We start from the raw sequence: 22,097 nt of genomic DNA on the forward strand, positions 1-22,097 counted from the left end.
TCCTAGGTCTATAGCTGATAATGATGCTAAACTTCCTCCAAAACTTCCTACAGGTGTTCTAGCTGCACCTACAATTACTACTTCTCTCATTCTGTGTCCTCCTCCTTTATTAAAATATTGTTGTATTTCTATAATACTACTCCACCAGTAGCCTCTAATACAGCTCCTGTTATAAAGCTTGCCTCGTCTGATGCCAAGAAAGCATAACAGTTAGCAATATCTTCTGGCATACCTAGCCTCTTTAAAGGTGCCTTATCCTTCATCATATCAAGTACTTTTTCAGGCATTTTCTCAGTCATTGGAGTAAGTATGAACCCTGGAGCTACAGCATTTACACGTACACCCTTTTTACCAAGCTCTTTTGCCCATGTTTTAGTCATACCTATAACTCCCCACTTTGTTGCTGCATAGTTTGTCTGACCAAAATTACCATATAAACCTACTACTGAAGTAGCGTTAAGTATAACACCGCTACCTTGCTCAGCCATTATCTTTGCAGCTTCTTGACCACAGTTATAAACTCCTTTTAAATTTACATTAATTACTCTGTCCCATTCAGACTCTGTCATTTTCATTAATGTGTTATCTGCTGTAATCCCTGCATTGTTTACTATTATATCAAGTCTCCCAAATTCTTTAACAGTTTCAGAAATCATATTATGCACACTCTCAAGGCTAGTAACATCGACTTTTACTCCAATAGCCTCTCCACCGACTGCTTTTATTTCTTCAACTGTTCTATTGATGTCCTCTACATTTATATCTGCTACAACCACTTTTGCTGCCTCATTTACAAACTTTTTAGCCGTAGCTTCTCCAATACCTCTTCCTGCTCCTGTTATGATAGCCACTTTACCACTTAATCTCATTATTAACTCCTCCTTAATATTGTTTAATTTAATAAATTTTTCATAAATAGAAAGCTAATAATGTAACTAGCAAAGACTATGCCATCAATTTTTATAAACCTAATATATAGTATCTATCTGTTTTTCACCGTTCAGAGAGTTTTTATACTTTTATTAATTTCTGTTTTTATGTTCGAAATAAATACAAAATCTTTTATTTTTTTTGTGCAATACTAAATAAGGCAGTTCAAGCATATGTACAGTTTTCTGCACATGTGTTTGAACTGCCTTACACAACTAAACCTCTGACTATGGCCGGTTTCTCAGTTATTTATCTAATTTCCCCATAAACTACCTTGTTTCATACATATCTGCAGCATTATATGAGCTTCTTACAAGGGGTCCTGAAGCAACAAACTTAAACCCTAAATTATAAGCTGCTTCCTTATACTTATCAAAAACATCTAGTGGAATATATTCAACTACTGGATGGTGCTTTGTGGAAGGAGCCAAATACTGTCCTACAGTTAAGAAATCACATTCTACCTGTCTCAGATGTTTAAATACTTCTATTACTTCATTCTCGGTTTCTCCAAGTCCAACCATTATACCTGACTTTGTTAGAATATTTTTATCCATAGCCTTTACGTTTTTTAATAGATTTAAAGAGCGTTCATATATGGCCATTGGTCGTACTTCTTTATATAATCTAGGGATTGTTTCAATGTTATGATTAATTATCTCTGGTTTAGCATCCACAGCTTTCTTAAGTGCATCTATGTTTCCCTGAAAGTCTGGAATAAGCACCTCTACTATAGTTTTTTCATTTACATCCTTTATAGCTTTTATTACATTTGCAAAATGCTGAGCTCCTCCATCAGGCAAATCGTCTCTTGTTACCGAAGTAATTACTACATACTTAAGTCCCAGTTTCATAGTCGCATTTGCAATGTTCTCTGGCTCTTTTAGATCGACAGCCTGAAGATTACCATGAGAAACATTGCAAAATTTACAGTTGCGTGAGCATTCACTGCCTAAAATCATAAAAGTTGCTGTTTTTTTACTAAAACATTCTACTCTATTGGGACAATTAGCTTCTTCACAAACAGTATTTAATGAATATTCTGTAAGTATCTCTTTGACATAGTCTAAATTACGACCTTCTCTTAGCTTTATTCTTAGCCATTCTGGCTTTCTTTTAATTTCCATAAAAAGTCCTCCATCAATTATTTATCACTCAAATCTAATATTTCATAGCTATCATAGTTAAAATGCTTACAAAAATATTCTATAACTAATTTATTTGAATCATTAAAATCTATATAATTACCAGTAGCATTCTGAACTGAAGTAACTCCTCTGTCAGATATGCCACAAGGTACTATCCAATTAAAATGATCTAGGTTCGTATTTACATTAAACGCGAATCCATGCATGGTAACTCCACGCTTTACAGCTAATCCTATTGCAACAATCTTTTTATTGCCAATCCACACACCTGTATGTTCTGAATCTCTTTCAGCTACAATATTGCATTTCTCCTCTAATAATTTAATAAAGCTCTCTTCCAAAGTCCTAACAAACACTCGAATGCCCATATTTTTGCTTCTGAGATTAACTATAGGATAACCAACTATTTGCCCGGGTCCATGATAAGTTACATCTCCACCTCTATTTGTTTTAAAAATCTGTACACCATTGTCGTTTAAAAGCTTCTCTGATACTATTACATTAGATTCATTAGCATGGGTTCCTAATGTTATAACTGGTGGATGCTCTACTAAAATTAAAGTATCTTCAATAGCATTATCCTGCCTTTTTTTTAAAATATCATATTGAATATCTAAAGCTTTTTCATAATTACATCTTCCTAAGAACATTATTTTTAGTTTCATTTATTTCATCTCCCTATCTTAGCTTTTGCTATAATAACATGACTATATAATTTAAATCCCCCTATTTATGCAAATCAAGGGATATTTGCTGTGCAAGCATGTGGGGATTATCAGATGAAAATAATGTATTTTAATTCCAGCAGTAATTATTTAACTACATTGCTATTTGATATCTATATATTAATATAGCTTGATCAGACTTTATTTTAACATCTCCTTTTAAGAAAGAAATTTTTGTTCCATCATCTAGTATCATTTCTGTTCCTGATATACTTCTTACATATTCTTGAACTGCTTCTGCATGACTTAAATCTACCATTTCTTTAACGCCCCAGGCGGTTGCTAAAACAGCTACTGGGTCTCAAGTAGAACATGCATTTTCTTTTCTTTCTTTTATTGAATTTACTATGCTATCTATGAATGCTTTTTTAACATTACCATCGCTTGCAAACATCTTAAGCACCTCCTATTTCGTTACCCTTTTCACAGAGTAAAATTTTGTTTTTTACTTTATTGAATAAACTGATTATTAATCAAAAAAGTCAGGAGTTAACTGCTCCTGACTAGCCTTTAAAATCAACCTTTACAGGTCTTCCTTTTTCATTTAATGTAGTCTTTGTAATTTTAACTAATTTTTTCTCATCATCAATTTTACCGCATTCAAGTACTTGATATGTCTTTGAACTATCTCCGTTTGTTTTATATACATCCCCAAGTAGCTTAAAGAACGAATATGGATGATCTGGATCCTTAAGACAAATCATTGATGCATTTTGCTTTAACATTACATCAGTAATTAGCTTTGCATAATCAATATCTTTAAGGTCTCCAATTAAATAATATTCAGCATCATCAGCTAAATCTCCAAAGCTTTTAACCTGCTTCATTGAAAAATTCCCTTTTGCCACAGCACCTATCGTAGCAAAGAGAGGAAGAATTCCCCATCCTTTGTGGCCTGAAACAATAAAAGAATCTTTATTCGCTACTGCTTCCTCAATATAGTTTGCAAAAGCTTCTGTCATAAATCCTTGATCGACTAGTTTTTTTAACATAGGATTCATATTTATCACTCCATTAAAAATTTTATTACTAACTTTTATGGGCTTTTAGAATACATATTCCTTCCTCGACTAATTCCCATAATATATTTATCTATTATTGCAATAGAGTTCAGGCAGAGAACATATATTACCTGAACTCTAAATCAGTCTTTATTTATTCCACTTTAGTACAAGTTCTCTTGCAGCTTTAGCCTCATCTACTCTTCTTACTGGAGTATCATATGGTGCATTCTTTAAAAGCTTTGGATCACTATCTGCTTCTTTTGCAATTTGTATCATTGCGTCGATAAAACCATCAAGTGTCTCCTTACTTTCTGTCTCAGTAGGCTCAATCATAATAGCTTCATGTACTATTAATGGGAAGTACACTGTTGGAGGATGATATCCATAATCCAACAATCTCTTAGCTATATCTAGTGTTGAAACCTCAAGGTTAGCATCTTTAAGCCCACCTAATACAAACTCGTGCTTGCATATTTGGTCTATTGGAAGATAATAATGCTCTTTTAACTTATTCATCATATAGTTAGCATTTAATACTGCCATTTCACTTGCTTCTTTTAAACCTTCTGCTCCCATTGAAAGAATGTATGTGTAGGCTCTTATCATCACACCAAAATGTCCATAGAATCCTTTCACCTTTCCAATCGATTCTGGTCTATTATAGTCTAATATATATTTATCGTCTTTTTTCTCAATTACTGGTGCAGGTAAGAATTTTACTAAGTCTTCTCTCACTCCTACAGGACCACTTCCAGGTCCTCCACCACCATGAGGTGTTGATAAGGTTTTATGAATGTTGTAGTGCATTACGTCAAAGCCCATGTCTCCAGGTCTTGTAATACCCATTATTGCATTCATATTTGCTCCATCGTAGTAAAGAAGTCCACCTGCTTCGTGTACAAGATCAGCTATAAGCTTTATATTCTTTTCAAATAGTCCTAGAGTGCTTGGGTTTGTAAGCATAAGTCCTGCAATTTCATCATTTAATACTGCTTTTAAGCTCTCTATATCAACCGCACCATATTTATCCGATTTAATTTCTACAACTTCAAACCCTGCAACTTGTGCACTTGATGGATTAGTACCATGTGCTGAATCTGGAACTATTATTTTAGTTCTCTTCTTATCTCCCCTGCTATTATGGTAAGCTTTTATAATCATTAATCCTGTTAATTCACCATGGGCACCAGCCGCTGGCTGAATAGTAGACCTTGCCATACCTGAAATCTCTGAAAGCTGTTTATCTAAATTATACATTAGTTCAAGCGCACCTTGAACAGTTTCCTCAGGCTGATAAGGATGAATATCTGTAAACCTTGAAAGTGCTGCCATATCTTCATTTATCTTAGGATTATACTTCATAGTACATGAGCCTAACGGATAAAATCCTGTATCTACTCCATAGTTTTTATTTGATAGATTAGTGAAATGTCTTATAACATCAACTTCACTTACCTCAGGAAGAGCAACTTCTTTATCACTTAAGAATTCACTTGGTATAATCTCTTCTAATGAAAGTTCATTTACATCGTTTTTAGGAAGGCTGTATGCTCTTCTTCCTTCTCTTGAAACCTCGAATATCAATTTATCATATTTTCTCATGCTATCACCTCCATAACACGAGCTAGCTTATCTATTTCTTCTTTTGTTCTCTTTTCAGTTACACAGAACAAAAGTCCATTATTTAATCCACTATAATCTTTGCTAAGTTCATATCCGCCAAGTATTCCATTAGCAAGTAGCTCACTGTTTACCTTATTTGCTTCAATATCACTTGTTACTGCAAATTCCTTGAAGAATGGTTTATTAAATAGTGGTTTATATTTTCCACTTTTAATTAATTCATTATAAGCATAGTGAGCCTTTTGAGTGCTTTGCATTGCCACTTCTCTAAGCCCATTTTTGCCCATCGTTGTCATGTATATAGCAGCCATTACCATGTTCAACCCTTGATTTGAGCATATATTTGAAGTAGCCTTAAATCTTCTTATATGCTGCTCTCTTGCCTGAAGTGTAAGCACAAATGCTCTTTTACCATCTACATCCTCAGTTTGCCCTACTATTCTTCCTGGAAGCTTTCTTACTAATTTTGAGGTTGTAGCTAAGAACCCAAGATATGGTCCACCAAAGTTAAGTTTGTTTCCTAATGACTGACCCTCTCCAACAACTATATCAGCACCAAGCTCTCCTGGAGTCTTCAATATACCTAGGGATATTGGATCAGTGTACATGATAAAATTTGCTTTATTTTCATGAGTTATCTTTTCAACTTCTGTAACATCTTCTATTATCCCAAAGAAGTTTGGAGAAGCTACTACAACACCAGCAGTAGTCTTGTCAACCATTGATTTTAACTTTTCTATATCTGTAACACCATCTATCATATCAACTTCTTTTAGTTCTATATCTCTGAATCTAAGATAAGTTGACATAACCTTTCTTACTTCAGGATGAACTGTTTTAGATACTATAACTGATTTTCTTCTTGTATTCTCACAAGCCATTATAGACGCCTCAGCTGCTGCTGTAGGACCATCGTACATAGATGCATTTGTTACATCCATTCCTGTCAGGTTGCATAACATTGTTTGATATTCAAATATTACTTGAAGAGTTCCTTGACTTATTTCAGCTTGATATGGAGTATATGATGTATAAAACTCTGATCTCATAGCTAGATGTTTTACTATTGACGGTATATAGTGATCATATGCACCTGCACCTAAGAAACATGTAAGTTCATCTGTACTCATATTTTTATCAGTTAGACTTGCCATGTGTTTTATTATTTCAGACTCTGATAAAGCTTCGCTTATATCAAGTTTTCTATTAAACTTAAGCTCTTTTGGTACATCTTCAAACAAATCATCAATTGATTTCACGCCAATGCTGTCTAGCATTAGCTTTTTGTCCCCCTCAGTATTAGGAATATACCTATGCATGTTAATCCTCCTTACTACAGAATTCTTCGTATGCTTTAGCATCCATTAAGTTTTCAAGTTCTGATTTGTCAGCTATTTCAATTTTTACAACCCAGTTTGCATAAGGATCTTCGTTAATAAGCTGTGGCGAATCATCTAATGCTTCATTTACTCCAACAACTTTACCTGAAATAGGTAAATATGAATCAGATGCTGCCTTAACAGATTCAATAACTCCAAAAACATCTCCTGCATTTAATTCATCATCAACTTGTGGTAGCTCTACATAAACTATTTCTCCTAATTGATGCTGTGCATGATCTGTAATTCCTATATAAGCTTCATTTCCCTCAACCTTAATCCACTCATGATCATTTGAATATAGAAGACCTTCCAATACTTTCATTTTTATTCCTCCTCAAATTTAATTTTTATAAATTATTTTTTGTATTGTTTTTGATAGAATTTCTTACTTATAACTTTAGCTTTTGTAGCTTTATTTCTAATCATTATCTCAATTTCTGTATCAAGCTTTGAGTACTCAATATCAACCATGGCTAATCCTATGTTTTTCTTAACAGTAGGGGCAGAGTATCCTGTTGTAACGAAACCTATTTTTTTGCCATCTGCATGTACTTCATATCCATGTCTTGGAATACCTCTATCAATCATTTCAAATCCTACTACTTTTCTTTTTAATCCTTCTTCTTTTTGTTTCACTAATGCATCTTTACCAATGAAGTTTTGTTTGTTAAGTTTTACAAAAAATCCTAGTCCAGCTTCTAATGGAGTTATATCTCTGCCGATTTCATTACCATAAAGAGGCAATGTGGCTTCAAATCTTAATGTATCTCTTGCACCAAGACCAGCTGGTTTAATTCCTTCTTCACTTCCTGCATCCATTAGTTTTTCCCAAACCATTTCAGAATTATTATGATCAAGATATATTTCAAATCCATCTTCACCTGTATATCCTGTTCTAGATATTAAACAGTTTGCTCCAGCTATGCTCACGTCTCTCTTACAGTAGAAAAAACCTACTTGTGATAAGTCTGTATCAGTTAGCTTTTGAAGAATAACCTCTGCCTTTGGTCCCTGTATAGCTATTTCTGATATTTCGTCTGAAAGATTTTTTAGCTGAACATCATACCCAACTGCATTTTCTACCATCCAGTTGTAATCCTTTTCTACATTGCTTGCATTGATTACAAGAAAGAAATGATCGTTTGAGAACTTATAAACTAATAAATCATCTACAATCCCTCCGTCTGGGTAGCACATTAGATTATAAAGAACTTGGTTGTCATTAAGAACTGATACATCATTTGTCACTAAATTTTGTACAAATTCTAAAGCCTGACTTCCTTTTACCTCTACTTCTCCCATGTGTGAAACGTCGAATAATCCTGCACTAGTTCTTACTGCCTCGTGTTCGGGTGTTATTCCTTCAAACTGTACTGGAAGAGCCCATCCCGAATAGTCTACAACTTTTCCGCCATATTTTTGATGAACATTAAAAAGTGATGTTTTTCTTAGTTCAGTCAAAATAATTCCTCCTTTCAATATATCGTTTTATTTGTATATATTAATTATATGATTCCATCTAGTAAAACGTTTTTCTTAATAGTTATTTTCTACACTATCATTGAAAATATACTTTAATAAGTATCATAGTACTATTATCAATTTTCTAATTTTAGGTAATAAAAAAAGAACATAACAGCATTGCAAAGCCAAGTGCCATTACATTCCTCTGTTTACTTAACCTGAGAGCTTCTACATTTATCAAATGTATTTCTCCTTCGGCGCCGATTAACCGGGCTCTTCAGAGTTCCATCTAATAGCGATACTTTTGCCTGAAAGTTTCTATAAAAAGCTGGCTCTTTTTACATTGCTTCTTCGGCTATCTGTTAAAAGATATCTCACGCTATTTTCATCTGGGACAATATTATGTTTTGGTATTTATTATTTATCCTTTAATTAAATAATAAATCATATTTTAAAATTTTTCAACAATTGATATTTTATTAACTTAGATTTTATTTTATTCCATAGATACTAACTCTAATTTTTCTACTCCTTTTACTTGCTCTATATCTTTTATTACTTCTTCTAGCTCTCTTTGCAGCTTCGAAATATCAAAGGTAATGCTAACATTTGCTACATTATTAACTGGATTGTCTTGATTGATAGTAAGTATGTTACCATGATTACTTGATATCATCTGTAATATTTTTGATAATACTCCAGTTTGATGACTCAGCAAAAATGATAAAGTGATTTTTTTACCTCTTGTTCCTTCAGAAAGGGTAAAAACATAATCTTTATATTTATAAAATGCACTTCTGCTTATTCCAACACTTTTTACGGCTTCTGTTATCCCTTTAACCTTCCCAGTTCTCAAAAGCTCCTTAGCTTCTACTACTTTTTCAAAAACATCAGGTAATATTTCCTTATCTATAACTAAGTACTTACCATCCATGATATTCTCCTTCCTATACTAGTTAATGACAATGCCATGATAATCGATACTCATTTCTTTAATCTCCCATTTATTTTCAAGTTCTGATAAAAAAATAAGAAGGTCATTGTACATGCTTTTATTTTTTTCTTTATCTACAGCAATAATGGTAGGACCTGCTCCACTTAAAAATGTACCATAAAACCCTAAATGTTCACATTTTTCTATTATTGTATCATATTCATCTATGAGAATACCTCTATATTTTTGGTGAAGCTTATCTTTACTTGCTACCTTCAGCAAGTCAAATTCACCATTTACAAGTGCAGCTATCATCAAAGCAGTTCTTCCAACATTAAAAACTCCATCATCAAAAGGTATAACTTTTGGAAGAACTGATCTTGACTTCTTAGTAGATAGTTCAAAATTAGGAATTAGAGCATAGAACTTTATTCCATCTGTTACTGGTATCTTGCTGCAATAAACATTATCATTATCCACTATTGACGCAACCATTCCACCAAAAAGTGCAGGAGCTATATTGTCAGGATGTCCCTCTATTTCAGTAGCTATTTTTAATATTTCATCCCTTGATAATCCTCCTTTTGCAAGCTCATTTGCCGATACTACTCCTGCCAATATGCAAGCTGCACTACTTCCTAGTCCTCTTGAAACTGGTATTTCACTATCTATAGTTATCCTCATACCTTTATATTTATAACCAAGTTTTTCAAAGCATTTAAGCATCGATGTATATATTAAATTATTTTCGTTTTTGTACTCTTCGTCGCAGCCATTAATTATGAGTCCTTCTTCTATTTCTTCAACATTAAATTTATTATATATATTTAATGCTATTCCTAAGCTATCAAATCCAGGGCCTATGTTAGCGCTTGTTGCTGGTACTATTATCTGTATCATGAATATCACCTATGCCTTCAATATATTTTTTACTACAGACCTTATATCTGTTTTATTACAAATATTATCATGAACTATTTTCTTATTCTCTAAATCTTTTATTGTATATGGTACTTTGAGCTCTGCTGACTGAGAAAGTTTATATAGCAACTGAAAATCGTTATAATTATCTACCTCAAGTAATAATGCTTTACAAACACTTTTTGTAAATTTGAATGGACTTGCAGTAGAAACTACTACTGTTTTAGTATGATCTGATGTATCCTTTTTATATTTTTGATAAACAGAATATGCAACAGCTGTATGCGTGTCTATTACATACCCAGTTCTATTATATATGTCTCTTATAGATTTATATGTCTCCTGCTCGTCGCAAAATCCGCCATAAAAATCTTTTAACTTACCTTTCATTTGCACTGGTATTTCATAGAAGCCATCACTGCTGAGCTTTTGCATCATATTGCTTACTAGCTGAGCATCATTTGTACTTAAGTCATATAATAATCTTTCAAGGTTACTAGAAATCAATATATCCATTGACGGTGATGTAGTTACCTTTAGCTCTCTTCTTTTATCATATATTCCAGTTCTTATAAAATCATATAGTACATTATTCTCATTAGATGCACATATAAGCCTATTTATTGGAAGGTTCATCTTCTTAGCATAATATGCTGCAAGTATATTCCCAAAGTTTCCTGTAGGAACTACCACATTTATTTTCTCTCCTATCTGAATATCTTTGTTTTTAAGTAGATTAGCATAAGCATAAAAGTAATAGACTATTTGCGGAACTAATCTGCCTATGTTAATGGAATTAGCTGAAGATAATATTATATTATTCTTGCCTAGTTGCATACATAATTCTTTATCATTAAATACTTCTTTAACTCCTGTTTGAGCATCATCAAAATTCCCATTTATTCCGCAGACATATGTATTTTTGCCTTTTTGTGTTATCATCTGTCTTTTTTGAATCTGACTTACACCATTTTGCGGATAAAAAACTATGATTTTAGTGTTTTCTACATCTTTGAAACCTTCAAGCGCAGCTTTACCAGTATCTCCAGATGTAGCTGTGAGTATTACTATTTCTTCTGAACGATTAAGTTTCTTAGCTGCTGAAGTCATAAGATGTGGAAGTACGGACAAGGCCATATCCTTAAAAGCTAACGTTGGTCCATGAAATAGTTCTAAAAAATAAGTATCATCCTTTTTTACTACAGGAACTATTTCCTCTGTATCAAATTTTTCATCGTACGCATTTTCTATACAACATAGCAGTTCTTGATCAGAAAATTCTGAGAAAAACTTCTTCATTATATAAAAAGCTAGCTCGCTATAAGTCATACTTGCTAGTTGATTTAATGGTTTATCTATACAAGGTAAAAACGATGGAACATATAGTCCTCCATCTTCTGCAATGCCCCTTATTATAGCTTCAAGTGATGAAACACTGTTTTCTGCACTTCTAGTGCTCTTATATGAAATTTGTGCCATTTAATCTCCTCCGAATTCAAAATCATATTTTCTATTTTAACTTAGTTATATATAAGCCACTAAAATTTTTCTCAAAAAAACTATTGCTTAATACATATTATATGATATAATGTTTTTCATCGAAATACAAGTGTTTTTTATACAAATACATTTTAGAAATAGTGTTAACGAAAGAAGGTTGAAAAATATGATAAAAATAGGATTGCTGGGTTTTGGTACTGTAGGATCAGGAGTATATGAAATTATAAATACCTGTAGAAATGAGTTAAAGGAATGTACAGGTCAAAACATAGAGGTAACTAAAATACTCGTTAGAGATATAGATAAGTATAAAAATTCATATATAGATGTTAATCTTCTGACCATTAATGCTTCAGAAATATTGGACAACCCTAATATTGATATTGTAGTTGAAGTAATTGGTGGTGTTGAACCTGCTTATAGCTATATAAGTTACGCCCTTAATAATGAAAAACATGTAGTAACTGCCAATAAAGCAGTAGTTTCTAAGTATATGAAAGAGCTTACATACCTAGCCAAAAAAAATAATAAAGGGCTATTATATGAAGCAAGCGTAGCTGGGGGAATACCAATCATAAAATCTGTTAAGGAAAGCATTAAAATAAATAAAATAAGCAGAATAAAAGGGATACTCAATGGAACAACAAACTTCATACTCTCAAAAATGTATGATGATAATATTGGTTTTAATGACGCTTTAAAAATTGCTCATGAACTTGGTTATGCTGAAGCTGATCCTACTGATGACATAGAAGGATATGATGCAGCAAGAAAAATTGCTATTTTGTCCTCATTAGCATTTAGAGCTAATGTCAGCTTCAACGATATAGCATGCCGAGGAATAACATCTGTTTCAGCCTTTGATGTAAGCATGGCTAAGCAAATGGGTTTAATTGTTAAACTCATAGGTAGTTCTATTTTAAAGGATAATAAAATAACTGCATCAGTCGAACCCGTATTAATAGATGAAAATTCTCCATTTGCAGCTGTAAAAGATGCTTTTAACATAGTATCAATCACTGGAAATACAGTTGGAGAGCTTCAATTCTACGGTCAAGGAGCTGGTAAAAATCCAACCGCTAATGCTGTAGTATCAGATATCATAGATATATTGAATGAGGATTACAAAATACGTTCTAGCAAAAATAAAGATGTGACTAAAATTTCTAACACTGATAGAACTAAAGGAAGATATTATATAAGAACCACATTGGATGATAATATTACAACAGATAATTTCCTTGATGAATTGAATTTGCACAATTTGAAATACGAAGTTGTTGCTGCAGGAGAATATCTCGTTCTTATTACTGAAAAAACATCATCAGAGCAAGTAGCAGGTATAATAAATTCATTAGATTTACCTAAACAAAGCTGCTTTTTTATGAGGATTGATAGTAAAAATATTAAGCTTATTCAAAGCTTAATATCCACTAAAGCTAAAAACTGTGCTATCTAAACTACCTAGGGGGAATTAAGATGAAGAACATAATAGTTCAGAAATATGGAGGCTCATCTGTTGGATCTATAGAAAAAATCAAGAATGTAGCCAAAAGAGTTATTGATACAAAAAATAAGGGGTTTGATGTAATAGTTGTAGTATCTGCCATGGGAGATACTACTGATGAGCTGATGGATAAAGCAAAGCAATTAAGTGATAATCCATCACCAAGAGAACTTGATATGCTGCTTTCAACTGGTGAACAGATTTCAATTTCACTTTTATCTATGGCAATACAAGCATTAGGTCATGCTTCGATTTCCCTTACCGGCCCTCAATGTGGAGTATTTACAAACAATAATCATAAAAATGCGCGAATACAACAAATAAACATTGATAGAATTCAAAAAGAGCTTAGTTATGGCAATATTGTAATAGTGGCAGGATTCCAAGGAATAAATGATCATGGCGATATAACAACTCTAGGCAGGGGCGGATCTGATACATCTGCTGTAGCTTTAGCAGCAGCAGTTAATGCAGTCGCATGTGAAATATATACCGATGTTGATGGTGTATATACTACAGATCCAAGACTAGTTCCTAGTGCAAAGCTTATCGATAAAATATCCTATGATGAAATGCTGGAGCTTGCAAATCTTGGTGCAAAAGTACTACATCCTAGGTCAGTCGAAATAGCAAGAAAACATAATATTCATCTTGCAGTAAAATCTAGTTTTAATAATACTACTGGGACAAAAATAGTGGAGGTAGATGCTATGGAAAATGCTATTGTAAGGGGTATAACATTAGATGAAAATATCGCAAAGATTTCTGTAATAGAAGTACCAGATAAGCCAGGGGTAGCTTTTAAGCTATTTTCTAGATTATCTACAAATAATATACATGTTGATATGATTATTCAAAACATAAGTCGTGATAAGGTAAATGACATCTCTTTCACTATAAACAAAGATGACTTGTATGATACACTTAGAGTGGTAAAAATGGTTGCAAATGAAATAGGTGCTAAGGAAATGATATATGATGACTCGGTCGTAAAGCTTTCGGTAGTAGGAACTGGAATCTCTGGCAGTTCGAATATTGCCTCTGCTTACTTTGAAGCTATATATGATCTGGGAATCAATATTCAAATGATAAATACTTCAGAAATTAAAATGTCTTGTATAATAGGCCGAGATAAAGCAATAACTGCTTTAAAATACCTTCACAGTAAGTTTAAGCTTGATAAGGCTGAAGCATTCGCAGTTTAAAGCATAGACAAATATATAGAATCAGTGTAACTGGTTCTATTGTTTTGTCTTATCCTTAGTTTTCAAAAACCTAGGTCTTATTTTAGCTAATGTTATATCACTCAAGATATAGTTTTTTAAATCTTTAACATTTAGGGGTGCTACAGGTGAAAAATATGGCACACCAAAAGATGTTGCAGAAACTATGTTAATGACTATAATTGTGAATCCCATAATGAATCCAAACAGTCCAAAAACACCAGTAATAAAAATCATCATAAACTTTAGTATACGTATAGGAGTAGTTATTGTATAGTCAGGTGCAGCAAATGATGCCATGGTAGATAGTGAAACAATGATTACCATAAGAGGGCTTACGAGACCTGCTGCAACAGCTGCTTGACCTATAACTATAGTACCAACTATACCAATTGCAGGGCCTATCTGTTTTGGAAGCCTTATACTTGCTTCCCTAAGCAGCTCCGACACAAATTCCATAAGAGTAGCCTCTAATAGAGCATTAACGGGCACTGTAACTCTTGAAGTTGCTAATGCTAAAATATATTGAGGTGGAAGAATATCGGGATGAAAGCTTACAACTGCAACATACAGAGCTGAAAGATTTAAAGTTATAATAATGGCGGTTATCCTTATGAACTTCGTAAAAACTGCAAGATACAAATTATCATAATGATCATCACCAGTGTCCAAAAACTCAAAAAAAGTAGTTGGCAATATTAAAGCCAAATTGCTTCCCTCAACAATAACACAAATCTTACCATTCAATATGCTTGCACATGCTGTATCTGATCTTTCAGCAATACTTACTTGAGGAAATAAGTTTAAGGGGTTATTTAAAATAAACTTCTGAATATATCCGGATTCAACGATGCCATCTATCTTAATATCTTTTAAGCGATTTTTAATTTCACTTACAGTTCTTGGATTTGCAATATCATCTATATATATAACTGCAGTTGTAGTCTTAGTTCTCCTGCCAACAGAGCAGTAATCAATCCTTAGCGCAGAATCTTTTATCCTATATCGTATCAGAGATAAATTAGTATTTAAGTTTTCAGTAAAAGAGTCTCTTGGAGCTCTAATAGCAGTTTGAATATCAGGAGGTTCGACACTTCTTTTCTCAACTTTAAAGGTGTTTGCAATGATATATTTATCATCATTAGATGTCAAAATTACTGTATTACCTTTTAGTATATATTCTGTAATACTATCCTCCTCATCATCAATACATATATCATCTAAATATAGAATTGAACTCACCATAGTGTCTATATCTAGCTTCTCATTTTTTCCAAACTGTAGTATAGGTTTAATAATATCACTCGATAATCTCTCTCGATCTGTAAGCTGTGGTATATACAATAAAAATATCTCTATATCAATAATCGATATTTTTCTTATAGTAATGCCTAATTTATCTTGTCTAAGATCTTCTATTCTTTTTAAAAACTTATTTTGCTTTATATTCCTCATATTATCATCCTTAATACATTTTCTTAGCGTCTGGATCTACCAAATTCTTATTTACAATCGTAACTGTAGCATCTACATTTATAATTGCATCAGGATATTCCTCTAACCACTTAATTTGTCTATATATTTTAGGGTTTTCAGCTCTAAAATATCTTGCAAATTCAAAAACATCACACTTCCATTTTTTTTGTGATTTTTCTATAGCATTAATTATATCCTTTTTTACTTTTTCAGCTAACATTTCCTCTAACCTCTTGATTTCATCATCACTGATAGGCTCTACATAATACTGGTATTGCAGTAAAGAGTTTAAATCAAAATGCAAGTCTATAACAACCTTCCCATCAACATAGTCAGTTTTTATCTTTCTCTTTTTTATTGTTGAAAGAAATGAAATTTTGTTTTTAGGATTTTTAGTGCTAGTCATGACTTCTGTAAATTTAGGGCTGTCTGCTAATATGTACAATATTCCTGTTGTATCCTTAATATTAACTGTATCTATTAGTCTTGAATCCTTCATCGCTGCAAGTCCCAAGTATTTAACAGAATTCTGTTCAACCCCAACATGTGGCAGGAGGTAGCCTACTTCACCTAATGCTATGTCCGAAAGCAGTTCACCAATGGTTGGATATAAGGCAGCTCCTTGACTTGATAAAAAATTTAAATTATCTTCTATAAAAAAGCCTACAGATATATCATTTTCTACCTTAGTTTTTAATAGTTCTCTTGGTGATTCACGGCTAACTACAGCTAATACTGTTTTTCTATAGTCATATATATTGTTAATTCTGTTCAAATAAGGCTCAATACTCTCCTTAGCATAATTTGTACTGAAAATAACTACTCTCGTCGCTCCTAAAAAAGTAGGGTATGGGCGTTTGCTATCATAGTCTAATCTACCTTTTTCAAAGTTTTCTCCAATAGACACATCACTATATACGCCCGAAGTTTCTATTTTCCCTTTTTCTTCTCCCATTTTAGGTATGAGTTTTGCAACCTCAGTTGAAAATTCAATCTTATCATCAACTCTATCTACACCAATAGAAATTACTATGCTCTTTTTCTCAATATCTCCATAGTCCCAGCATCCTGTTAATAAAATCGATGTTAATATAATTAAAGACCATAACTTATTATACTTTTTTGTCATATTTTTTCACCTTTGTAATAATTAATAGTATTAATGGTATTATTACTGCTGCAATTACTGCTAAATATCCAGTAAAATCAATTATTTTTTCTACTTGGATTACAGTTTTAGGTGCTTGAGATACTATAAATGACATAGTTATCACAATAATAGCTACTAGTCTATATGAGATGTTTTTAAAGCATTTTGAGATATAAAAAGTTGTTCCATATGCAAACATCATCATGGTTGTAAATACTGCAATATTCCATACTAAAAGCAAAATACCATCTAGTCTTCTAAAAGTCTCCAAATATTTGATATCTATTCTTCTTACGGTAGAAATTATTGCATCTTTATAATGTACAATATCATCTACGCCTACAACAGAAATATTAGCTTCAAATATGATTATATAAGATAGACCTATAAACGCTATCATAAGTGCTGTATATTTGAATATTCCTTTTTTATTCTCTTTACGTAAAGGTAAAAAAGTAATTGCTTCCATACCTAGAAATGGAATCACGAGCTTAAAAGAGGTTTTAATATATTCCTGCACATCTTGTATCACAAAAAAAGGTTTTAAATTAATCATTTCGCCTTGAGTAAACATTAGAAAATGTATAATGAAAGCTCCAAAAATGATAATGAATCCATATAACTCACATATCCTAGCAACAACCTTTATTCCTTTAATTATTGCGTAATATACAACAATTAAATAAAGCAAAGATATAGCCCACACTGGTGTCTTTAGTAAAATAGTAAGCTTGATTACTTCACCAGACATTCTTGCTATCATCGTAAAAAACAAGAAAAAATATACAATATATAAAGCTAAGAATATATATGTTATATATCTCCCTACTAATATTTGACTATATTCATATAATGTTTTGTTTTCATACACACATCCAAGATAAGCAATAATATATGTAATGATAATAGACGCTATAGTTGCAAGCAATAATGGTACCCATCCTCCAGTACCTGCATTCTCTGCAATCTGTTTTGGAAGTGCTAAAATACCGTATCCAACTATTGTACCGTAGATTATAAAAGCTATCTGCCTATTATTAAGAGTTTCGTTCATCATTCTTCACCTCTCATGAGATTATGATTTCCATAAATACATAAAATATTGCATTTTAAGTATAAACAAAGAAACAGGATAGCTAAAATATCTAAGCTATCCTGTTTCTTTATATACAAATATAAAGTTTTTATTTTTTTATCTGACTATCTATTTCATCCTTTAACTTAGGATATGGATCTTGCCATCCTGCTGGTTTAATAGTCTTACCATCTTCATTATAGTGCGGCTTACCATCTTCCCATAGCTTGTCCATGTTTGCTTTATGAACTATTTCAAATATATTATCAGGTTCAATTCCCATTTCAACTAAAGTGCCTAAGGCAAAGTACATTAAGTCTATCATTGCATCTGCCTGTTCATATATATCTTCAGCTTCTTTGAATTCATCTATTTCTTCAAGCATCCAATTATATCTTTTCCCAACCCTATCTTCATCTAATAGCTTAGGACTATCTTCATAAGGATGATTGAATCTAATTTGAAAGTCTCTAACCATATTCCACCATTTATTGCTCATATGTATTCCTCCTAGCACATGTAGTATTAGTTTAATTTATTATAATAAATATTTTACATTAACTTTAAGCTTTTGTAAAAAGGTAACAAAAAAGCTGTCGAAAATCCGACAGCTTTTTTTCATTAGTTAGGCAACAATGTAAATCTTATAATGAACATCACTGCTAATATATACATTATTGGGTTTACTTCTTTATGTCTTCCAGTAAATATCTTCATAATAGGATAGAATATTATTCCAGCTGCAACTCCATTTGCTATACTAAAAGTAAATGGCATCATAGCTATTGTAAAGAAAGCTGGGACAGCTTCTGTAAAGTCTGTAAAATCTATTTTTACTATAGACTGAATCATTAGTACACCAACTACAATAAGTGCTGGTGCAGTTGCTTGAGTAGGTACAACCCCGATTACTCCAGCAAAGAATAATGAAGCTAAAAACAACACACCTGTTACAACTGACGTAAGACCAGTTCTACCACCTTCAGCTATCCCTGCAGTTGACTCAACATAAGTTGAAGTAGTAGTTGTTCCAAGGAACGAACTTAGCGTTGTAGCAATAGAATCTGATAGAAGTGCTCTATTCATATTTCTTACTTTTCCATCTGGCTCAATCATATTTCCTTTTTGAGCAGTTCCTAGTAGTGTTCCTATATTATCAAATAAGTCAACAAAGCTTATTGTCATAACAACCATAACTATATTTAACAATGCACCCGCAACACCAACTTCACCATTTCCTAATAATCCTTTAAAGTCCCATTTCATAAATGTTGGTGCTATAGATGGTGGCGCAGTAAATATTTTGATACCTTCAATATTTGTTACTCCTAGTGGTATACCTATTATAGTAGTTAAGATAATTGATATAAGGATTGCTCCTTTAACATTTCTAGCCATAAGAACAACTGTTATCATTAGTCCGATTAATGTCAATGCTACACCTGCATTTGTAAAATCTCCAAAACCAACTAATGTAGCCGGGTTTGAAATAATGATACCTCCACTTTTTAAACCTATTAATGCAATGAAAAGACCCACTCCTGCACTAATAGCTGTTTTAATATTTTGTGGAAGACTGTCTATAATCTTTTCTCTTATTGAAGTTACTGTTATTATAATAAATAGAATACCAGATATCATAACTGCTGCAATACCTTGTTGCCATGTATATCCTAAAGTTAAAACTACACTATATGCAAAAAACGCAGAAAGTCCTAATCCCGGAGCTGTTGCAAAGGGTAATTTAGCATATAAACCCATAGAAAGAGTTCCATAAGCAGATATTAAACATGTAGCTGCAAATATAGAAGCTACAACAGGATCATTAAATATCGTAAACTCTGAAGCAGCGTCTCCCACTACTCCAGCTGCATTTAAACCTGCTGCCTTTAAAAGGTTTGGAATAACTAAAAGAACATATGCCATTGTAACAAATGTAGTGATCCCTGCAATTATTTCTGTTTTAACGTCTGTACCATACTTAGATAATTCAAAATATCTTTCAACAAATGAATCTGTTTTTTTCGTGTTGCTTCCCACTTCATCTCCTCCTCAGAATATTTTCATTGGTAATCGTTTGCATGTTAAAATTTTTTAAGTCGAAATTCACTATTTCGACCTAGAAAACGTTAACACATTTTTATATACTAACAATATTATTATTTGCTGTCAATTGTAAAATACTACTAAAGAACGTTATCAAAAATAGTATACATATTTTGTAAATAAAAAATCCCTAGAAAAGCTCTAGGGATAAATCACTTGCATCACTATGTTAGCCTTGTATAGTTTGATTTTTAATAAAACCTTTTAGAGCGTACATTAGTGATGGTATTATTACTATTTGTATAATTATTCCTGGCAGTCCAGTTATTACTGCCCCCTTTACAAAGGCTATTGAATTCATTTTAATACTAAACAATTGAACTAAGACAGCCACTGTTAACCCTGCAACTATTCTTCCACCTATCATGGATATGATAAGAGAAGGAATAGAAGATAATTTAAACTTTCTAGTAGCCAATGAGGCTATAATCCCATATGCTCCCAACTCAAATGCCATAATAACTGCCATTGGAAACATTGGAGGCATTCCTGTAAGCACACCGCTTATAATTGGAGTTGCAATCCCCAGAACAAGAGCTAAATATGGAGAAAGTATAAGTCCTCCTATTAAAACTGGTATATGCATAGGTAGAAAAACAGGCCCCATCATACCAAAACTGTGAAATATCATTGGTAGCAGTATTCCAATTGCTAATAATAATCCTCCTGACACTAATTCTTTTGTTGTCAATTTACTATTCATATTATTCCTCCTCAAAAAAATAACCATGAAAGTTTCCTTCTTGGAAATACCTTCATGGTTTTATTTTTCATCTATTATTTTCTTTATTGTTTGTAAAAGCTCATCAAAAAGGGATTTAAACTGATAATTATTCAGTCCAATAACATCAATGTTACATTTGCTTACTGGCAATAAAAGCTTTCTTGCTTCACTACTTGCAACAGCCTCTGCCATTTTAGGACTAATTTCACCCATCATAGAATTAGCAGCAATAATAGCCATAGGTCCAATTATTATATCAACCTTTTTACTGGTCCATACAACTGCATTTTCTCCAGTAGCACCATCATCAGCACCAGCCTTTAGCATATTAGAAGTCGCTTGGGAGTTCGTTCCCAATGCAATGATTTCAATACCATCGGTTTTGAAAGACTTCAGTCTTTCAACGACTTGACATCCAATGCCTCCGCCTTTGCCATCAATCACAGCTATTCTCATGTCAGTTTCTCACTTTGATGCTTTTTAGAAAGCTTGATATATCTTCTAGCAAGTCATCAACATTATTGACGTTTTGTGACAATGTTTCTACTGGGCACATACCGGTTTTATCACGGTTTTTTATGTATGGAGTAGTTTCGTCATAACAAAATTGAATAGATGTTTTTTGTAACACCTTTACTGCATTTTCTGATACAAGCTTTGTATAAAGCTCCTTTATACAAGCATATTTACAAAGCATGGCAGCTGCTTTTCCAATAACTCGATCAGCAACACTCGCTCCTTTAAGCTCATCCTTAAGCTCACTTACTGCAGTATACATTGGCTTTATACCTCTATCTCTACTAGAAAAAATTAACTTCCCCTCTTTGACGATTGCTAAGGCAAGCTGTTCCTTTTCTAATAGCTCCTTAGCTAAGTCAATATCCTTCATAAACTCAACTCCTGATTACAGAATATACTATATGATATCAAACTTTTCAATAAATTTCAATTTATTGATATTTGTTAAATTAATATATTTAATTTATAAGGACATTATACCAATATATCATATAAATGGTGTTTTTATGCTAGTATTAAATATTATATATTAAAAAGAATTTATTCATGCAAAGGCAATTGTAATACATGGAAAGCTTATGTCAGTCGAAATTAGAAATATTGATGTTAGAAGCTTTAAGCTAAAAAAGATGTGATTATCAATCCTACTATATTTACTATACAAAAAATTATTAAGCATAGAGAAA

Annotated in this window: 22 protein-coding genes and 2 riboswitches; of the genes, 2 read left to right on the plus strand and 20 right to left on the minus strand. The window is 32.5% G+C overall.

From position 1 onward, the window contains the following. Positions 1-128 precede the first annotated feature (128 nt). The 12 genes from fabG to thrC all read right to left on the minus strand — a co-directional run bounded on the left by fabG (position 129) and on the right by thrC (position 11,610). A complete protein-coding gene (gene fabG / locus HNR33_RS19420) occupies positions 129-869 on the minus strand; it encodes a 3-oxoacyl-ACP reductase FabG (RefSeq protein ID WP_429086787.1) in 741 nt (246 codons plus the stop codon). Between the two features lie 330 nt (positions 870-1,199). Continuing rightward, positions 1,200-2,057, minus strand: coding sequence for a lipoyl synthase (gene lipA, locus HNR33_RS19425; protein WP_429086790.1), 858 nt, complete (start codon positions 2,055-2,057; stop codon positions 1,200-1,202). A gap of 17 nt (positions 2,058-2,074) precedes the next feature. Continuing rightward, positions 2,075-2,743, minus strand: coding sequence for a lipoyl(octanoyl) transferase LipB (lipB, locus tag HNR33_RS19430; RefSeq protein WP_429086793.1), 669 nt, complete (start codon positions 2,741-2,743; stop codon positions 2,075-2,077). A 154-nt stretch (positions 2,744-2,897) separates the two neighbouring features. Then, the gene (locus tag HNR33_RS19435; RefSeq protein WP_429086795.1) at positions 2,898-3,062 is read right to left on the minus strand and encodes a hypothetical protein; all 165 of its coding nucleotides are present in this window, start codon (positions 3,060-3,062) and stop codon (positions 2,898-2,900) included. Between the two features lie 244 nt (positions 3,063-3,306). Next, positions 3,307-3,804, minus strand: a complete 498-nt coding sequence (locus tag HNR33_RS19440; protein ID WP_429086798.1) for a hypothetical protein — start codon at positions 3,802-3,804, stop codon at positions 3,307-3,309. 150 nt (positions 3,805-3,954) lie between these two features. Then, a complete protein-coding gene (gcvPB, locus tag HNR33_RS19445; RefSeq protein WP_429086801.1) occupies positions 3,955-5,409 on the minus strand; it encodes an aminomethyl-transferring glycine dehydrogenase subunit GcvPB in 1,455 nt (484 codons plus the stop codon). Beyond that, complete coding sequence (gcvPA, locus tag HNR33_RS19450; RefSeq protein WP_429086804.1) at positions 5,406-6,749, minus strand: aminomethyl-transferring glycine dehydrogenase subunit GcvPA; 1,344 nt, start codon at positions 6,747-6,749, stop codon at positions 5,406-5,408. The genes gcvPB and gcvPA overlap by 4 nt, the downstream gene beginning before the upstream one ends. Position 6,750: 1 nt before the next feature. Further along, positions 6,751-7,134 (minus strand): glycine cleavage system protein GcvH, encoded by a 384-nt coding sequence (gcvH, locus tag HNR33_RS19455; protein ID WP_429086807.1) that lies wholly within the window; start codon positions 7,132-7,134, stop codon positions 6,751-6,753. Between the two features lie 32 nt (positions 7,135-7,166). Then, positions 7,167-8,273 carry a glycine cleavage system aminomethyltransferase GcvT gene (gcvT, locus tag HNR33_RS19460; RefSeq protein WP_429086810.1) on the minus strand — a complete coding sequence of 369 codons (1,107 nt, stop codon included), beginning with the start codon at positions 8,271-8,273 and terminating at the stop codon, positions 7,167-7,169. Between the two features lie 206 nt (positions 8,274-8,479). Next, a riboswitch (glycine riboswitch) is annotated at positions 8,480-8,559 on the minus strand. A gap of 3 nt (positions 8,560-8,562) precedes the next feature. Next, positions 8,563-8,665: riboswitch (glycine riboswitch) on the minus strand. A gap of 107 nt (positions 8,666-8,772) precedes the next feature. Continuing rightward, a complete protein-coding gene (locus HNR33_RS19465; RefSeq protein ID WP_429086813.1) occupies positions 8,773-9,210 on the minus strand; it encodes an ACT domain-containing protein in 438 nt (145 codons plus the stop codon). An 18-nt stretch (positions 9,211-9,228) separates the two neighbouring features. After that, entirely contained in the window at positions 9,229-10,110 is an 882-nt protein-coding gene (gene thrB, locus HNR33_RS19470; RefSeq protein WP_429086816.1) for a homoserine kinase, read from the minus strand. A gap of 9 nt (positions 10,111-10,119) precedes the next feature. Continuing rightward, positions 10,120-11,610, minus strand: coding sequence for a threonine synthase (gene thrC, locus HNR33_RS19475; RefSeq protein WP_429086819.1), 1,491 nt, complete (start codon positions 11,608-11,610; stop codon positions 10,120-10,122). A gap of 187 nt (positions 11,611-11,797) precedes the next feature. On the opposite strand from thrC, the gene HNR33_RS19480 reads away from it, so the two are divergent. Beyond that, positions 11,798-13,090 carry a homoserine dehydrogenase gene (locus tag HNR33_RS19480; RefSeq protein ID WP_429086822.1) on the plus strand — a complete coding sequence of 431 codons (1,293 nt, stop codon included), beginning with the start codon at positions 11,798-11,800 and terminating at the stop codon, positions 13,088-13,090. 20 nt (positions 13,091-13,110) lie between these two features. After that, a complete protein-coding gene (locus tag HNR33_RS19485) occupies positions 13,111-14,343 on the plus strand; it encodes an aspartate kinase (RefSeq protein WP_429086824.1) in 1,233 nt (410 codons plus the stop codon). A gap of 36 nt (positions 14,344-14,379) precedes the next feature. Here HNR33_RS19485 and HNR33_RS19490 read toward each other — a convergent pair whose 3' ends face one another. From HNR33_RS19490 to HNR33_RS19525, 8 genes are all read right to left on the minus strand, one after another. After that, a complete protein-coding gene (locus HNR33_RS19490; RefSeq protein WP_429086826.1) occupies positions 14,380-15,816 on the minus strand; it encodes a spore germination protein in 1,437 nt (478 codons plus the stop codon). A 10-nt stretch (positions 15,817-15,826) separates the two neighbouring features. Continuing rightward, positions 15,827-16,966, minus strand: a complete 1,140-nt coding sequence (locus HNR33_RS19495) for a Ger(x)C family spore germination protein (RefSeq protein WP_429086829.1) — start codon at positions 16,964-16,966, stop codon at positions 15,827-15,829. Continuing rightward, positions 16,950-18,044 (minus strand): GerAB/ArcD/ProY family transporter, encoded by a 1,095-nt coding sequence (locus HNR33_RS19500; protein WP_429086832.1) that lies wholly within the window; start codon positions 18,042-18,044, stop codon positions 16,950-16,952. Before HNR33_RS19500 ends, HNR33_RS19495 begins: the two co-directional genes overlap by 17 nt. Positions 18,045-18,171: 127 nt before the next feature. Further along, entirely contained in the window at positions 18,172-18,561 is a 390-nt protein-coding gene (locus HNR33_RS19505; protein ID WP_429086833.1) for a pyrophosphohydrolase domain-containing protein, read from the minus strand. 122 nt (positions 18,562-18,683) lie between these two features. After that, positions 18,684-20,102 (minus strand): NCS2 family permease, encoded by a 1,419-nt coding sequence (locus tag HNR33_RS19510; RefSeq protein ID WP_429086835.1) that lies wholly within the window; start codon positions 20,100-20,102, stop codon positions 18,684-18,686. Positions 20,103-20,337: 235 nt separating this feature from the next. After that, positions 20,338-20,871 carry an ECF transporter S component gene (locus tag HNR33_RS19515; RefSeq protein WP_429086837.1) on the minus strand — a complete coding sequence of 178 codons (534 nt, stop codon included), beginning with the start codon at positions 20,869-20,871 and terminating at the stop codon, positions 20,338-20,340. A 60-nt stretch (positions 20,872-20,931) separates the two neighbouring features. Beyond that, positions 20,932-21,348 carry a DUF3842 family protein gene (locus tag HNR33_RS19520; RefSeq protein ID WP_429086839.1) on the minus strand — a complete coding sequence of 139 codons (417 nt, stop codon included), beginning with the start codon at positions 21,346-21,348 and terminating at the stop codon, positions 20,932-20,934. A gap of 1 nt (position 21,349) precedes the next feature. Then, complete coding sequence (locus tag HNR33_RS19525; RefSeq protein WP_429086840.1) at positions 21,350-21,781, minus strand: DUF1893 domain-containing protein; 432 nt, start codon at positions 21,779-21,781, stop codon at positions 21,350-21,352. Positions 21,782-22,097: the final 316 nt, after the last annotated feature.

This window comes from Brassicibacter mesophilus, assembly GCF_050433385.1.
Classification (GTDB): domain Bacteria; phylum Bacillota; class Clostridia; order Tissierellales; family Proteiniboraceae; genus Brassicibacter; species Brassicibacter mesophilus.

Coding starts and splice junctions, on each gene's coding strand:
- HNR33_RS19505 (WP_429086833.1), bottom strand. CDS start 18,561: ATGAGCAATAAATGGTGGAATATGGTTAGAGACTTTCAAATTAGATTC.
- lipA (WP_429086790.1), bottom strand. CDS start 2,057: ATGGAAATTAAAAGAAAGCCAGAATGGCTAAGAATAAAGCTAAGAGAA.
- HNR33_RS19500 (WP_429086832.1), bottom strand. CDS start 18,044: ATGATGAACGAAACTCTTAATAATAGGCAGATAGCTTTTATAATCTAC.
- thrB (WP_429086816.1), bottom strand. CDS start 10,110: ATGATACAGATAATAGTACCAGCAACAAGCGCTAACATAGGCCCTGGA.
- thrC (WP_429086819.1), bottom strand. CDS start 11,610: ATGGCACAAATTTCATATAAGAGCACTAGAAGTGCAGAAAACAGTGTT.
- gcvPA (WP_429086804.1), bottom strand. CDS start 6,749: ATGCATAGGTATATTCCTAATACTGAGGGGGACAAAAAGCTAATGCTA.
- HNR33_RS19495 (WP_429086829.1), bottom strand. CDS start 16,966: ATGACAAAAAAGTATAATAAGTTATGGTCTTTAATTATATTAACATCG.
- HNR33_RS19440 (WP_429086798.1), bottom strand. CDS start 3,804: ATGAATCCTATGTTAAAAAAACTAGTCGATCAAGGATTTATGACAGAA.
- HNR33_RS19490 (WP_429086826.1), bottom strand. CDS start 15,816: ATGAGGAATATAAAGCAAAATAAGTTTTTAAAAAGAATAGAAGATCTT.
- HNR33_RS19525 (WP_429086840.1), bottom strand. CDS start 21,781: ATGAAGGATATTGACTTAGCTAAGGAGCTATTAGAAAAGGAACAGCTT.
- HNR33_RS19435 (WP_429086795.1), bottom strand. CDS start 3,062: ATGGTAGATTTAAGTCATGCAGAAGCAGTTCAAGAATATGTAAGAAGT.
- HNR33_RS19465 (WP_429086813.1), bottom strand. CDS start 9,210: ATGGATGGTAAGTACTTAGTTATAGATAAGGAAATATTACCTGATGTT.
- gcvH (WP_429086807.1), bottom strand. CDS start 7,134: ATGAAAGTATTGGAAGGTCTTCTATATTCAAATGATCATGAGTGGATT.
- HNR33_RS19520 (WP_429086839.1), bottom strand. CDS start 21,348: ATGAGAATAGCTGTGATTGATGGCAAAGGCGGAGGCATTGGATGTCAA.
- HNR33_RS19515 (WP_429086837.1), bottom strand. CDS start 20,871: ATGAATAGTAAATTGACAACAAAAGAATTAGTGTCAGGAGGATTATTA.
- lipB (WP_429086793.1), bottom strand. CDS start 2,743: ATGAAACTAAAAATAATGTTCTTAGGAAGATGTAATTATGAAAAAGCT.
- gcvPB (WP_429086801.1), bottom strand. CDS start 5,409: ATGAGAAAATATGATAAATTGATATTCGAGGTTTCAAGAGAAGGAAGA.
- fabG (WP_429086787.1), bottom strand. CDS start 869: ATGAGATTAAGTGGTAAAGTGGCTATCATAACAGGAGCAGGAAGAGGT.
- HNR33_RS19485 (WP_429086824.1), top strand. CDS start 13,111: ATGAAGAACATAATAGTTCAGAAATATGGAGGCTCATCTGTTGGATCT.
- HNR33_RS19480 (WP_429086822.1), top strand. CDS start 11,798: ATGATAAAAATAGGATTGCTGGGTTTTGGTACTGTAGGATCAGGAGTA.